This window comes from Maribacter confluentis, assembly GCF_030505015.1.
GTDB classification, from domain to species: domain Bacteria; phylum Bacteroidota; class Bacteroidia; order Flavobacteriales; family Flavobacteriaceae; genus Maribacter; species Maribacter sedimenticola.
The window spans coordinates 550,684-565,508 of record NZ_JAUKUC010000001.1; the positions used below are offsets into that span (position 1 = coordinate 550,684).

Below are 14,825 nucleotides of genomic sequence, written 5' to 3' on the forward strand. Positions count from 1 at the left end.
GAATTCGTAATTAATCTTTCCTTTAAGATGGTATATATGGTCATAAGTGATATCCGTTAAAAGACAAGGAAAGTTAAATTAGTCCTTTAAAAGAAGTATACCTTAAAAAATATCTTTGCTAGTATTGGAAATGCGCATTATCAATTGCACTTAAAAGATATAACTGATTATAACTTAAAAATTCGTTCCATCGGCACCCATTTTTGTCCGGGTTTAGCACTTGGAATAGCTTGTTGATATTGCCACATTAATTTTTCCCATTCTTGTACTTTGGGATTTTCCGCATCATTTTTTGCTTTCGTCTCCGCATCATAATCTTTGCCCACCTCCATGATCATGTAAAGTCGATTGGCATGAAGATATATTTCCATATCTACTATTCCCGCATTCTTAATGCTCTGTATAATCTCTGGCCATACCTCCTTGTGATAAGCCCTATACTCCGCAATTAATTTTGGGTCATCCTTAAGATCGCAAATAAAACAGTGCCTAATGGTTTTCAAGACCTACATTTTTTTTAAGAGATAATTTAAATACATAATGACCATAAAATGTTACAACAAGGAAACAAGTAAGGGGTAAAACGAACGAAAAATTGACTTCCGGTACGCCTAAAATTTTCAAATCGGTATAACCTACTCCTCCCATATCTAAAATTACTCCCTGTAATGTAGGCGTTAATGCCCCGCCCACAATAGCCATGACCAAAAATGCCGCTCCAAATTTTGCATCTTCCCCTTGACCTTCCAAAGCAATGCCATAAATGGTTGGAAACATGATGGACATAAAAAATGAAACCATAACCAATGCAAATAGCCCAACCATACCGGGAACAAATATGGTAATTACAGTACAAAGGCAAGCGCCAATGGCGAACAACCGCAAAAGTTTGCCAGAATCTATATATTTTAACAATAATGTTCCCGTGGCCCTGCCCACCAAAAACAATATTAATGCCGCAATTCCAAAATTTACTGCAGTGGCATTGTCCATACCAAATGATTCCGCATACTGGTAAAGATAGGTCCAACACATGATCTGTGCCCCAACATAAAAGGCTTGTGCCACTACTCCTCCTACAAATTTCCTAGATTTAAAAAGGCGTCCTATAGACTTACCTACGGCCACTTTATTTTCCTGTTCTTTATGACGGGGCATTTTTAAGACCGCAATGACTACCAAGAATATTAAAACAACCAAACCCAAAAAAACGTATGGATCACGAATTACGGCCAAATCTGCAGTACGTACCACTGCCTTGGCGCTATCCGATAAAGTAGCATATACGGCAGAACCATCTGGTAATGTATCATCTGACCGTAAGGAGGATAAAATAAATTTTTGCGCTACCAATAAACCTAAAAGTGCTCCAACGGGATTAAAGGCCTGTGCCAAATTTAGACGCTGTGTAGCCGTTTCCTCTGACCCCATAGACAAAATATAAGGGTTTGCCGTAGTCTCCAAAAATGCTAGGCCAAAGGTTAATATATACAATGCCGCCAAAAAAAAGTTGAATTCCTCATAGGCCGCCGCCGGATAGAATAACATTGCACCCAGGGCATAGAGTGCCAGTCCCAGAATAATTCCCTTTTTATAGGAAAACCTATTTACAAAAATAGCCGCCGGTAGTGCCATTGTAAAATACCCGCCATAAAAGGCAAACTGGACCAAAGAGGCTTGAAAATTATCCAGTTCCAATACCTTTTTAAATGCAGAGACCATTGGGTTGGTGATGTCATTGGCAAAACCCCACAGCGCAAATAAAGAAGTTATCAGCACAAAAGGAACAATGACTTTTTTGGAAACTATTGGTGTTTTTTGTGGCTGATCCATGGGTAGTTATAATACTGGTTTATCTAAATGGGTATAACCTCCGTCCACAAAAACAAGCTGACCGGTGGTATGGCTAGATCTTGAAGATAGTAGAAAAAGTACCATATCCGCTATTTCTTTTTCTGTCGTCATGCGTTTTTCAAGAGGAATTTTATCGGTAATGGAACGTAATTTTTCTTCTTGATTATCAAATGTTTTGATCCAACGCTCGTATAATGGGGTATAGCACTCCGCAACTATTACTGCGTTTACACGTATTGAATAAGGTACCAATTCTACCGCCCATTCCCTGGTCAACGCATTGCGTCCTCCATTGGCCGCCGCATAACCGGAAGTACCGCCCTGCCCCATTACGGACGTCTTTGAGCCAATATTCACTATTGACCCCTTGTTTTGTTTTAGCTGTGGCAAAACCAATTGGGCCATTTGATAATAATGTGTCAAATTTTTATGGATCGATTCCGTAAACTGTTCTACGGTACCATGTTCCAATCCTATGGAATCATTTACCCCTGCGTTGTTAACCAGGCCGTCTATTTTACCAAATTCGGCAATTGCATCATCTACGGCTTGCTGACATGCTTGCCCATCCATTAATTCCGCATAGGCCTTACCTGCTCTAAACCCTAAGCGTTCTATTTCCGTAACGGTAGCATCTACGGTCTGTTTATTTCTACCAATGATAAATGGAATTGCTCCTTCGGCAGCCAAACCCATACTTATACCCTTACCAATACCGGCGGAACCACCGGTAACTAAAATCACCTTATCCTTTAAGTATAAATCCATTTACTATTAGAAATTAATAACTAGCCTAAGGTATAAGAATTTTTGGATTTAACTACCTATTGAATAAAATCCGCAGGCTGTACCACCTAAAACCAATGCCCTTTCCTTATCACTTAACTTTTTCAAATAATTATCTACCAATGTTTTGACCTTACGGTAATCGGAAGCCAAAAGACATACGGGCCAGTCTGACCCAAACATGATTCTCTCCGCCCCAAATACATTAAATACAACATCGATAAATGGTATTATCTCCTCTTCTGTCCAATTGGTCCAATCTGCCTCTGTAACCATACCGGACAATTTCACATAAACATTAGGGAACGCAGCTAATTTTTTTATGTCATTAGACCAGTTGACCAACCCTTCTTCCTTAATTGCAGGTTTTCCAATATGATCCAACACAAATTTGTTATCGGGAAAACTATGTACCAAATCTAAAACATGGGGCAATTGGTTGTGGTAGACCAATAGATCATACGTTAAATTAAACTTGGCCAGTTCTGCCAAACCTTTCCTGAACGCGGTATCATAAAAGAAACTATCGTTCTCTGCTTGTAATATCCAACGAACTCCTTTAAAATAAGGGTCTTCCTTATATTTACTTAAGCGTTCGGCTACCTGCTCATTACGAAGGTCTACCCAACCTACGACCCCTTTAATACAATCATACTGGTTGGCCAAATGCAACAAAAATTCTGTTTCTTCCTCAGTTTGTGCCGTTTGTACCGCAATACAACCGTCTACACCATTTTCTTTTAATATGGGCTCCAGGTCATGCGGTAAAAAATCGGTTTGAATAATGGACATATCATCAGAAATCCACTCATGATGTTCTGGATGGTAAATCCAAAAATGTTGATGACTGTCTATGACCATTACCCCTTATAATCCATTACCTTTTGCTTTGAAACTCCTAACCCATCAATACCCAATTCCATAACATCTCCGTTTTTAAGGTAAAGAGGTGGGTTTAATCCCAGTCCAACACCAAAGGGTGTTCCAGTAGAAATAACATCACCGGGCAACAAGGTCATAAACTGGCTGATATAGCTAACGACTTCCTGCACATTGAATACAAAGTCCGATGTTGAACTGTTCTGCATCATTTTACCGTTTAATTTTAACCAAAGGTTTAAATCATTAGGATTTTCTATTTCTTCCTGTGTAACCAAATAAGGTCCTAATGGTGCAAACGTATCGCAACTTTTACCCTTTACCCATTGGCCTTCACGTTCCAATTGAAAGGCTCGTTCACTGATATCATTGTGCAAAACATAACCTGCAATATGATCCATGGCCTCCGTTTCCGATACATAGGAAGCTTTTTTACCAATAACTATCGCCAGTTCTACCTCCCAGTCGGATTTAGTACTGTTTTTGGGAAGAATTACCGTATCATAGGGTCCTATGATCGAGGAAGTAGCCTTAAAGAACAACACAGGTTCTTTAGGTATTGACATACCGCTTTCGGCTGCATGTTTGGCGTAGTTCAACCCTACGCATACTATTTTTGAAGGTCTACAGATCGGAGATCCCAAACGTACCGCACCGTCAACTCTATTACACGTATCCGTATTTTCCTCTAGCCATTTGGCCAATCTCCCTACTCCATTACTTCCAAAAAATGCTTCAGTGTAGTCCTCTCCAAATGAGGAAACATCTATCCGGTCGCCATTTGATAATTGTATACCCGGTTTTTCAGAACCTACCTCTCCAAATCTAATCAATTTCATATGTACTAATTTTCAAATTTTATTAATTCCCTTCTAAAGCATCAACCATTCAATTTTATGAATCCGCCGTCTATTGGGAAATCGGTTCCCGTTACGAAAGAGGCTTCGTCCGCGCACAGGTATAAAGCTAAATTAGCTACTTCTTCTGGAAGTCCCATACGCCCAATAGGTTGTGTTTTGGACAATTTAGCAAACATTTCCTTTTCCTCCCCTGGATAGTTATCCTTAATGAAACCATCTACAAAAGGCGTATGTACCCTTGCCGGCGAAATACAATTACAGCGAATGCCATATTGTACATAGTCTTTTGCTATGGAATAGGTCATGGTCAATACCGCGCCTTTTGACATGGAATAGGCAAACCGATCTGCCACCGCAACGGATGATGCCACGGAAGCCATATTGATGATTACACCTCCTTTTTCCTTCATGTGGGGCACTACGCTATACAGACAATTGTACACACCCTTTACATTTACATTATAAATTCTGTCAAAATCCGTTTCACTGGTCTGCTCCACATTACCTACATGAGCAATACCTGCATTATTGATTAATATATCTATGGTATGTTCTTTCGTAATTGAACCTACAACTTGCCCTACATTTTCTTGATTGGCCACATTACATTGATAAACAGAGGATTTTCCACCTTCTTCCAAAATTTCGCGCTGGGTCTGTTCCGCATTTGCAACGTTCATTTCCAGAATCATAACATGGGCCCCTTGTGCCGCCAAGGTTTTTGAAATTGCCTTTCCAATTCCACTTCCACCCCCTGTAACGATGGCCGTTTTATGTGCTAAACTAAATTTCATATAACTTATTATTCATTTCCGACACCCAATATTCCCCTTTGGGAAAACTGTACGTATCCATAGATGCCGTTTTCATGGTAATACTATAACCGGGGTTTTCCGGTGCCATATAGGCCCCATTCTTAATAATGACCGGATCTACAAAATGTTCGTGCAAATGATCCACATATTCTATAATCCTATCGTTCATGGTGCCGCTAAAGGCTATAAAATCTATCATAGATAAATGCTGTACATATTCACAAAGACCAACGCCTCCCGCATGGGGACAGACCGGTATCCCAAATTTGGCCGCCATTAACAATATGGACAGTATTTCATTAACACCGCCAACCCTACAACTATCTATCTGACAAATATCCATTGCCCCGGCCTGCATTAATTGTTTAAATATAACCCGATTTTGACAATGTTCACCCGTGGCCACCTTGATCGGGGCTATGGCATTTGCTATTTTTGCATGACCAAGAATATCATCTGGACTGGTAGGCTCTTCTATCCAATACGGATTAAATTTCTTTAAGTGCTCCATATTTTCAATGGCCTCATCCACGTCCCACTTTTGGTTGGCATCCATCATTAGCTGTAAATCGTCACCAATTTCTTCCCGTATGATACCCGCCCTGCGCATATCATCCTTTAGGTCAGAACCTACTTTCATTTTCATATGCTTAAAGCCCTGATGCTTGGCTTGTTTACATAAATTACGCATCTTATCATCAGAATACCCTAACCATCCGGCAGAAGTAGTATATGCAGGATAACCATTTTCCACAAGATATGCCATACGCTCATTTTTTGTGGATTCCTTGGCGGTAAGCAATTCCAAGGCCTCATCTGGCGAAACAGCATCCGTTATGTACGTAAAATCTATACATTTTATCAATTCTTTCGGAGTCATTTCCGCAATTAATCTCCATAACGGTTTGCTCTCGGATTTAGCATATAGATCCCACACCGCATTTACCATTGCTGCCGTTGCCAAATGTATTACACCTTTCTCAGGACCTAGCCAACGTAGCTGGCTGTCTCCCGTAATCATCTTATAAAAGGTGCCCATATCCTGGGTAAACGTGTGCAAGGATTTATCTTTGACCAAATAAGAAAGGGCTTCTATAGCCTTGGTACAAATCTCGTTGCCCCTACCAATGGTGAACGTTAGTCCATGACCTTCCAAATTGGGGATATTTGTTTTTAGAATGACATACGCCGCAGAATAATCGGGGTCCGGATTCATTGCATCTGACCCATCAAGTGCTTTACTAGTGGGGAACCGGATGTCCTTTACCAAAACATCCTCTATTATAATTTCATTGTTCATTAACCATACATTAAAGATTGAAAGTTATATTGATTTGAACCCCACAACAAATGAATTAACGACCAAAACCTATACTTTTTTTGCATCCCGGTTTTTGTTATTCTACTACTTATACTTTGAAATAAATTCGGTAGGAGTTATTCCTTTTATAATCTTAAACTGTCTGTTGAAATTTGAAATATTGTTAAAGCCCGATAAAAATGCAATGCCAGTAATGCTCTCTTCATCATTCAACATTAATTTACAAGCATATCCTATACGCATTTCGTTTAAGTATTTGGTAAAGGATTTTCTGTGCACCTTTTTAAAATACCTGCTAAAAGCAGATTTGTTCATCCCTATTTTGTCCGCTACGTCACAAGCACTTATTTGGGAATTAAAGTTTTCATAGATGAACTCATAGATCTGGTCCAATCTTTTGTTCTCTGTTCTACGAAAAGAGTCTAAATAACCCAGACTTGAAAGCAGTTCATAATGTTCATGATCGGCAAGTAATGCAAGAATATCCAGTAATCTAATGATTTGATCAATTGGTCTCAATTCATTTAATTCCTTTATTTTATGAATAATTCCGTCTTCAACATCTATAAATTTAATTCCTAATTCCGCCCGGTCCAAAAGCTGGGAAATTTTGTTCATTTCCGGTACTTCCAAAAAATCATCGCCTAGAAAATTTTTTAAAAAATGCACGGATATGGCCTCTGCACTTAGCCCACTTCCCTCTTCAAAATATGCGTCGTCATTTAACCACATATGGGGAATATTCTTTCCGATCAATACCAAATCGCCCCCTGTAAAACGTTCTATATTATCGCCAATAAAACGCGTACCCGAACTTTTGACCACATGGACCAATTCTATTTCTGGATGATAATGCCAGACCCTTAAAAAATTACTTTTGACCTCACGATTTATGGTCAAGGACCTATTTAATTCACTAGTTCTGTTAAGTAGATGTAATTTCACGTTTGCAATTGAAATTTAAAAGAACATGAATTTACGAATTGTATAAATAGTATTGGTGATGATTTTGGTTTTAACACAAAGAATAATGGTTTTCTTAATTTTAGCACCTTACTTATGGCTTAATAATTCTATAGAGGCCAAATCTAAAATTCTTGACAGGTCATGGCAAACCGCATTTGTTTCTAGAATAAATACGGTATTTTTACTTTAATATTCAATCTTCATTATATGGGCTATTTCCAGTCTTATAAAAAAACCAATCTATTTGCCGTTACCATGCTATTTTTAAGTTTGGCAGTATGGGGCCAAAATCATGGAACTGAGAAAAAACACCCTTTCACCAACGGATTGATTCATGAAACCAGCAGCTATTTACTTGAGCATGCACATAACCCGGTCAATTGGCAACCTTGGGACGAAACTATCTTAAAGGAAGCAGAAGAATTGAACAAATTAATAATTGTGAGCGTGGGGTATTCCTCTTGCCATTGGTGCCATGTTATGGCCAAGGAAACTTTTGAAGATGAGGAAGTAGCAAAATTAATGAACGCCAATTTTATCAACATAAAAGTTGATCGGGAAGAACGCCCGGATATTGATCAATTATACATGACAGCCGTGCAATTGATAAAAGGACAAGGAGGTTGGCCCTTGAACGTTATATTATTACCCAATGGAAAACCGCTATATGGCGGCACCTACCATACCAAGGATCAATGGATGAACATACTTCATAAAATTACCGAATTGTTTACCCAGAACCCTGAAAAACTATATGAGTTTGGTGACACCATTACCGATGGTATTTCTTCTCTTAATTTTATGTCTCCTGAGGATTCCGCGGATTTTGCATCTAGTGGTCAATTAAACGAGTCAATCATTAAATGGAAAAATTCTTGGGACACCATTTGGGGCGGTACCAAAGGTCCCGAAAAATTTATGCTTCCAGAAAATTTGACTTTCCTACTAGATTATGGATTGCTTTTTAAAGATGACACTGCCCTTGAACATGTAAGAACTACCTTAGACAATATATTGCTTGGTGGTATTCATGACCATATAGAAGGTGGGTTTTATAGATACAGTACGGACCCGTATTGGAAAGTTCCCCATTTTGAAAAAATGCTTTACGATAACGCCCAACTAGTAAGCATATTCTCAAAAGCCTATAGTGTGTTCAAAAAAGAATCCTATAAAAATGCAGCTATAAGAACCCTTTCTTTTCTTGAGTCTAAAATGAAAGATCAGGATGTAGGATTTTTTGCCACCATTGATGCAGATAGTAACGGTAAGGAGGGCGCATTCTATATTTGGAGCGAACAAGAATTTAAGAAGGTCATCACCAAAAATTATGACCTTTTCGCCACCTATTTCAACATTGATAAAAAAAATGAGATCGAAGGCGGAAATTATATTTTACATCTTTCCAAAAACGATCATGAGTTTGCCAAGGAACATGGATTAAGTCTGGCAGATTTCACAAAATTGCGCAACCAATGGATCAATACACTAAAGGTCCAAAGAGATTTGCGCAATGCACCACGTATAGATAGCAAAATAATTACTTCTTGGAACGCTTTAATGATTACCGGATATGTAGATGCATACCGGGCGTTCGGCACAAAAAGATATCTTGTAGAAGCTCAAAAAACCATGGATTTCATTAAAACGGAAATGTATACGGGTACACTTAGTCATTCTATGGTAAACAATAACCTTAACACCAATGGCTTCATAGAGGATTATGCATTCGTAATACATGCCGCCCTCAATCTCTATTCCGTTAGTCTTGATGAAAAGGACCTTTATTTTGCCCAAAAATTAACAATACAAACAAATTCATTGTTTCTAGATGAGGAAAGTTCATTTTACAGGTATACCGACCATACCAAACATATTGCAAAAATCATTAAAACCGATGACGGCGTCATTCCTTCCCCAAATTCAATTATGGCGCTTAATTTATTGAAATTGGGCCATTTGTTGTACAATACCGATTTTATGGAGCAGAGCGACCGAATGTTAAAGGCTATGCAGCCCCAACTACTTACGCATTTAGAAAGTTACAGTGTTTGGGGTTCTTTACTTTTAAAAAAAACGCACCCCTACTATGAAGTTGCAATTGTTGGCAACAATGTTAGCACAATGATGCGGAACTTAACTGCAAACTACACGCCCAACACCTTGGTCATTGGCACCCGGAACAAAAGCGAACTTCCGTTGTTCGACGGCAGGTTCATTGAGAACGAAACATATATCTATGTCTGTCAGAACAGTACGTGTCAACTTCCGGTATCTACTGTAGAGGAAGCATTGCAACAAATGCATTAACCAAAAATGATGCTTTAATCCGTATTGATCTTTATGAGCTGAATTTCATCATTATTATTGCCAATGATAAAATAGTCAGAGTCCTTGCCCTTTAATTGTCTTATCCTTTTAGCGTCCTTGTTGATGAACAATCCTGTTTCATTAATTGTTTTTGCCGCAAAAGAACCATTCCCATTTCCCAGCATCAATAAGCCAGTGCCAGCATCGTTTCTAGGAGTTTCAACTTCAAATCCGTAACAATTACCAACGACCAACACATCTAAATTACCGTCATTGTTAAAATCATGCACTACCATATCCTCAATATTAGAGAATTGGGCCTGTACAGGTAAAGGAGAATGTTGAAATCTACCATTGCCTAAATTTTCAATATAGATAGATGCAAACGTATCTGTTATATAATGCAGGGCTTCTTCTAAATTGTCCTTGCCATAAACCTGGTCAATTTCTAATGAGGCAAATAGATCATACTTTTTAAATTCTTCCTTTAGGCTTGGTATTTGCTGGGACGAACAGGAAAAACCCCTTAACGGAAAATGTTTGTCATTGTTATAGTATCCCAAAACAATATCACTACTACCATTACCATCAAAATCATCATAATACACATCAAACGGGGTTTCATTAGTCGTTTTGTATTTATTATTTAGACCTAAGTTTCCCGCTATCAAATCTATATCCCCATCATTATCAAAATCTCCCTGTTGTACACTATACCACCAACCAGCAGTAGTTTCAAAATCATTGACCATGGCTTTAGAAAGTGTTCCATCGGTATTTGAGAACAATGTAATTGGCATCCATTCCCCTACCAAAAACAAATCTGTATCACCATCTGCATCATAATCGGCCCAAATAGCATCGGTAACCATACCAACCTCATTGAATTCCGGCGCCAATTCATCCGTTTTATTAATCAATTGCCCTTTTTCATTAACAAACAACATACTTGAACTTGGTAAGGGGTACTGGTGAGGTATATGTCTACCTCCTACAAAAACATCCATATCCCCATCTTTATCGTAATCCATAACCTTTACTACGGAACCACTTATTGGTTTACCGTTCAGCAAGGCTCCTTTATTAAAATTTCCCTTACCATCGTTAAGGTAAAGGCGATCCATATAATGGATATCATTTTTTACGTAGGCATTGCCACCACTAACTACAAAGAGGTCTTTGAACCCATCGCCGTTAATGTCCACAAATACGGCATCTACGTCCTCATAATTTTTTTCCCCTTCCCATAAACGTTCAGCAATACTTTTATAACTCCCCGTTTTATCTTGCATATACAGCATAGCCTTCTCCCCAAATGCACCACCAATGAACACGTCATCCAATCCGTCATTATTAATATCGGCAACGGCCAATGCAGGTCCAAATTCTGACATAGTATGGGGCAATAGAACTTGAAGTGCATAGTCATTGAATCTGTTTTCCTTATGTTTAAATTTTAATGAACCCCCCGTATGCTCCGAAAACATTTTCGGCACTTCAAAAGAGGACGATATCACTTTTTCCTTTCCAGAAGTAATGCTCACGTCTATCTGTTGGTTTATTACCGGATCATAGATTTCGGTACGCAATCCAGTAGGCCAGTTAACGAACAAACTATCAACACGGGCGTGGTTTCCCAAACCAAAATGAATAACGGGTTCACTTACCGAAAACATGCCACGTGCGCTAGTAGTCTCTGCATATTGCTGTTTACCGTCACCATAATAAATTTGCACATTTGCCCCCAATACGACTTCATTCTTGGGGTCTGACAATTGTATCCTTAAAAAATTGTTATTTGTATTGTTCCTTAAAATATGTGCTATTTCATTGACATTGTTCAATACCATATCCAAATCACCATCATTATCCAAATCACCATAGGCAGCACCACTTGAAAATGTTTTTTTATCGATTCCCCAATTTTCGGATACATCCTGAAATTGATACCCATCTACGTTCTTGAAGGACTTGTTTTGCATTTTAGTTGAAGGAAATAGGGCCACCATTTCATTATGGTCTACCACATCCCAAAGGGAATTATAGTCGGCATTGCCATGTTTGCCTACATATTCCTGTAATTTTTTGTTGATATACAGTTTTATCTTTACATCTGCATCTGTGTTTCTGATATCCCTAACAATACCGTTTGAAACAAAAATATCCTTGTACCCATCATTATCAAAATCAGCGATTAACGGAGACCAACTCCAATCTGTACTGGATACACCAGATAGCTGCCCGATCTCACTAAACGTACAGTTTCCATTATTTAATTGTAGGGCATTGTACATATATTGATAATTCCAGCCCTTATCCACAATTTTCCAAAACTGATCTGGATTCATACCGCTCATATTGGATTTTAGCCTAAAATTATCATTGGCCGCCATATCTACCGTAAAAATATCCAACAACATATCATTATTGATATCGGCAATATCTACCCCCATTGCATAATATGAAGTATGTTTAAATGCCTTATTGGACACATTTTTAAACGTTTTATCTCCCTGATTGATATAAAGTGCATCCGGTGCATCAAAATCATTGGCAACCACAATATCCGGATAACCATCTTTGTTGATATCCCCTACGGTTACCGCATTGGCATAAGAGGGACTCAAGACCTTTGCTTCTTTGGATACATTATAAAATATACCGTTCCTGTTCTCATAGAGTTGTGGAGCATATTGTTCATCTGTTAGCTCCCCATTATCTGACATGACCTTATATTTGGAATACAAACCAGGATTAGGTGGCTGCCTCAACAAGAATGCATCTAGGTCACCATCTAGATCGTAATCCAGAAATGCGGCACCACGGGTTCTTGTAGTATCTCCCAAACCAACTTTTTGCGCTGCTTCCACAAATGTGCTGTTGCCCTTATTGATGTATAATTTATTACGCCTCCAGTCCGGACGATCATCATACAATTCTTTGGTCACATAAATGTCCAAGAGTCCATCATTATTGATATCAATCATGGATACAGATGAGGACCAACCTTTATCCACCGCTAGAATGCCACTTTTTTTGGTAATGTCCTCAAATACAAAATTGCCCTTATTTAAATATAACCTATCTTTTTCCTGATTTCCACAGAAATAAATATCCAATAATCCATCATTGTTTACATCTCCCAAGCCAACCCCGGCCCCTTGATAAAAGTTATCGTAAATGAAAAAATTCTCATTGTCCGTTGGTTTTAATTTGTTATTGAAATCAACGTTGCTCTGCCTAGCCGGAACATAGTCAAACAACCTAGCTTGTTGGCCATTGACATACACTGAAATAAAAAACATTAAAAGAATGATTTTCTTCATGAACCTAGATTGAATAGGGTTATTTAATAATTATTGATTGGAGAAAAGTAACAATTTCCAAAGATATAATCTTGATAGCTGTTTGTAATATGAACTTAAAATGAAAAAAGGAGATTTATACAAATCTCCTCTTTCCTTTACACTAACTCAACAATTGTATCTGTACTAAAAGATGAACTAATAAAACAGATTTCATATTTTAAAAATTATTCGGCATCCCACCATACTCTAGTGGTAAGCAAATCCGGACCTTGACTTGCAACGGCCGCATCATAATTTTCTTTGTTCGTTACGGCCTCACCCGTAAAATAAGTCAACCTTCTAGGAATGGTACCATTGGTAACATTACCAGGATAGTTTACTGGAGTCAATACAGGAAACCCTGTTCTTCTCCAGTTTGCAAATGCCTCATATTCGTTCAAGAACGTAGCAGCCCAGTATTGGGTATTGATTTGCTCCAATGCATTTGCCGGGTCATATGGGTTATCTGCCAAGTAAGTTGCAATATCCGCATCATCAATGGCTGCATCCTCAGAATACAGTTCTAAAAACTTCATGGCAGCGGTTACACCAGCATTATAGTGATCTTCTGCAGCTGCAGCACCACCAGCAAGACCCCATCTTACGGCAGATTCTGCCAACATAAATTCAACTTCTGCATATGTTTGGAAGAACATTGGTGCATCCAATCCTTGCAACGTGTTGGAATTTACTTCAGAATAAGTAGACATATCATCACCACCCGGTGCATTTGCAATGGTTGTACCATCATACCCATTTGGCAATCCTTTCTGAACAGCAACATCATTATTACCATCTGGCAATGCTACCAAAACCGGCATTCTTGGATCACCTTGCAAGAAATCCATGAAAGTTTTACTGATTCTTGAAGAACGGTCGGCAAGGAATACCTCACTATTTCCGTTTTGTAAAATTCCGTTACCAGATTGGTGAATTACATAAGCTATATCCTCATTTGAGGTCATTACACCACCCTCTATAGCGGTTTGTGCCCATTGTTGCGCCAAGGCAGGATCTCTCTTTACCAATCTTAATCCTAAACGTAACATCATAGAGTTGGCCCATTTCTTCCATTTGGTCAAATCACCATTGAATATGATATCTGAAGTACCCAAGGCACTTGTACCACCGCTCAAAGCATCCGATGCTTCCTTAAGTTCGTTCAACATGTCTTTGTAAATGAACTCTTGGTCATCATAAACCGGTCTCAATACCCCATCAATAAATCCTTTACCAGCTTCACTGTAAGGAATATCACCATAGATATCCGTTAATCTGTGAAAAGAGAATACACGTAGTATCCTAACCATAGCATACTCAGGAGACGCGGTCAATTCATCGGCCTCTAATTGAGCTTTCATGTCTTCCAAGGTCTTAATGGCCTGTGGATATTCCGCTTCCCATAAAGCACCGGCGTAACTTGTACTTAACGTATACTTATCCCCATTCCAATATCCTTGCGTGCTTGCTAGGTGTTGCATCATTACGGAACAGTAAATAAAATTACCTCTCCAAGACTCATAACGTTGCCCCGCAGTATACAATACCGCTTGTGGAAATTTGTATTTCACATCTAATGTTGGAGCATATGTAGGGTCTACATTGATATCCTCAAAACCTTTATCACACGACGTGAAGAAGAGCATTGAAAATACCGCTAAATAAAATATATTTTTCATAGTTTTCC

12 protein-coding genes are annotated in these 14,825 nt (G+C 38.6%); 2 read left to right on the top strand and 10 right to left on the bottom strand.

Annotation, left to right across the window (positions count from 1 at the left end):
- Positions 1–167 precede the first annotated feature (167 nt).
- The 8 genes from Q2T41_RS02605 to Q2T41_RS02640 form a co-directional block, all read right to left on the bottom strand.
- Complete coding sequence (locus tag Q2T41_RS02605; protein ID WP_304434818.1) at positions 168–503, bottom strand: L-rhamnose mutarotase; 336 nt, start codon at positions 501–503, stop codon at positions 168–170.
- Positions 490–1,833 carry an L-fucose:H+ symporter permease gene (fucP, locus tag Q2T41_RS02610; RefSeq protein WP_304434819.1) on the bottom strand — a complete coding sequence of 448 codons (1,344 nt, stop codon included), beginning with the start codon at positions 1,831–1,833 and terminating at the stop codon, positions 490–492. The genes Q2T41_RS02605 and fucP overlap by 14 nt, the downstream gene beginning before the upstream one ends.
- A gap of 6 nt (positions 1,834–1,839) precedes the next feature.
- Positions 1,840–2,622 (bottom strand): L-fucose dehydrogenase, encoded by a 783-nt coding sequence (locus Q2T41_RS02615; protein ID WP_304434820.1) that lies wholly within the window; start codon positions 2,620–2,622, stop codon positions 1,840–1,842.
- 48 nt (positions 2,623–2,670) lie between these two features.
- On the bottom strand, positions 2,671–3,501 hold the full coding sequence (locus Q2T41_RS02620) for an amidohydrolase family protein (protein WP_304434821.1): 831 nt from the start codon (positions 3,499–3,501) through the stop codon (positions 2,671–2,673).
- On the bottom strand, positions 3,501–4,358 hold the full coding sequence (locus Q2T41_RS02625; protein WP_304434822.1) for a fumarylacetoacetate hydrolase family protein: 858 nt from the start codon (positions 4,356–4,358) through the stop codon (positions 3,501–3,503). The genes Q2T41_RS02620 and Q2T41_RS02625 overlap by 1 nt, the downstream gene beginning before the upstream one ends.
- A 41-nt stretch (positions 4,359–4,399) precedes the next feature.
- Positions 4,400–5,173: an SDR family NAD(P)-dependent oxidoreductase gene (locus Q2T41_RS02630; RefSeq protein WP_304434823.1), complete on the bottom strand. Its 774-nt coding sequence runs from the start codon at positions 5,171–5,173 to the stop codon at positions 4,400–4,402.
- Positions 5,163–6,494: an L-fuconate dehydratase gene (locus tag Q2T41_RS02635; protein WP_304434824.1), complete on the bottom strand. Its 1,332-nt coding sequence runs from the start codon at positions 6,492–6,494 to the stop codon at positions 5,163–5,165. The genes Q2T41_RS02630 and Q2T41_RS02635 overlap by 11 nt, the downstream gene beginning before the upstream one ends.
- Positions 6,495–6,599: 105 nt before the next feature.
- Complete coding sequence (locus tag Q2T41_RS02640) at positions 6,600–7,460, bottom strand: AraC family transcriptional regulator (protein ID WP_089259914.1); 861 nt, start codon at positions 7,458–7,460, stop codon at positions 6,600–6,602.
- An 85-nt stretch (positions 7,461–7,545) separates the two neighbouring features.
- Here Q2T41_RS02640 and Q2T41_RS02645 point away from each other — a divergent pair, with 85 nt between their 5' ends.
- Together Q2T41_RS02645 and Q2T41_RS02650 are read left to right on the top strand one after the other, a co-directional pair.
- Positions 7,546–7,671, top strand: a complete 126-nt coding sequence (locus Q2T41_RS02645; protein ID WP_304434825.1) for a hypothetical protein — start codon at positions 7,546–7,548, stop codon at positions 7,669–7,671.
- 17 nt (positions 7,672–7,688) lie between these two features.
- A complete protein-coding gene (locus Q2T41_RS02650) occupies positions 7,689–9,791 on the top strand; it encodes a thioredoxin domain-containing protein (protein WP_304434826.1) in 2,103 nt (700 codons plus the stop codon).
- A 14-nt stretch (positions 9,792–9,805) separates the two neighbouring features.
- On the opposite strand, the gene Q2T41_RS02655 is transcribed toward Q2T41_RS02650, so the two are convergent.
- Together Q2T41_RS02655 and Q2T41_RS02660 are read right to left on the bottom strand one after the other, a co-directional pair.
- Entirely contained in the window at positions 9,806–13,117 is a 3,312-nt protein-coding gene (locus Q2T41_RS02655) for a VCBS repeat-containing protein (protein WP_304434827.1), read from the bottom strand.
- Between the two features lie 206 nt (positions 13,118–13,323).
- Positions 13,324–14,817: a SusD/RagB family nutrient-binding outer membrane lipoprotein gene (locus Q2T41_RS02660; RefSeq protein ID WP_304434828.1), complete on the bottom strand. Its 1,494-nt coding sequence runs from the start codon at positions 14,815–14,817 to the stop codon at positions 13,324–13,326.
- Between the last annotated feature and the right edge of the window lie 8 nt (positions 14,818–14,825).

What these genes read in the sequence shown, in the direction of transcription:
- fucP (WP_304434819.1), bottom strand. Translation starts at nt 1,833, where the DNA reads ATGGATCAGCCACAAAAAACACCAATAGTTTCCAAAAAAGTCATTGTT.
- Q2T41_RS02615 (WP_304434820.1), bottom strand. Translation starts at nt 2,622, where the DNA reads ATGGATTTATACTTAAAGGATAAGGTGATTTTAGTTACCGGTGGTTCC.
- Q2T41_RS02620 (WP_304434821.1), bottom strand. Translation starts at nt 3,501, where the DNA reads ATGGTCATAGACAGTCATCAACATTTTTGGATTTACCATCCAGAACAT.
- Q2T41_RS02625 (WP_304434822.1), bottom strand. Translation starts at nt 4,358, where the DNA reads ATGAAATTGATTAGATTTGGAGAGGTAGGTTCTGAAAAACCGGGTATA.
- Q2T41_RS02630 (WP_304434823.1), bottom strand. Translation starts at nt 5,173, where the DNA reads ATGAAATTTAGTTTAGCACATAAAACGGCCATCGTTACAGGGGGTGGA.
- Q2T41_RS02635 (WP_304434824.1), bottom strand. Translation starts at nt 6,494, where the DNA reads ATGAACAATGAAATTATAATAGAGGATGTTTTGGTAAAGGACATCCGG.
- Q2T41_RS02645 (WP_304434825.1), top strand. Translation starts at nt 7,546, where the DNA reads ATGGTTTTCTTAATTTTAGCACCTTACTTATGGCTTAATAATTCTATA.
- Q2T41_RS02650 (WP_304434826.1), top strand. Translation starts at nt 7,689, where the DNA reads ATGGGCTATTTCCAGTCTTATAAAAAAACCAATCTATTTGCCGTTACC.
- Q2T41_RS02655 (WP_304434827.1), bottom strand. Translation starts at nt 13,117, where the DNA reads ATGAAGAAAATCATTCTTTTAATGTTTTTTATTTCAGTGTATGTCAAT.
- Q2T41_RS02660 (WP_304434828.1), bottom strand. Translation starts at nt 14,817, where the DNA reads ATGAAAAATATATTTTATTTAGCGGTATTTTCAATGCTCTTCTTCACG.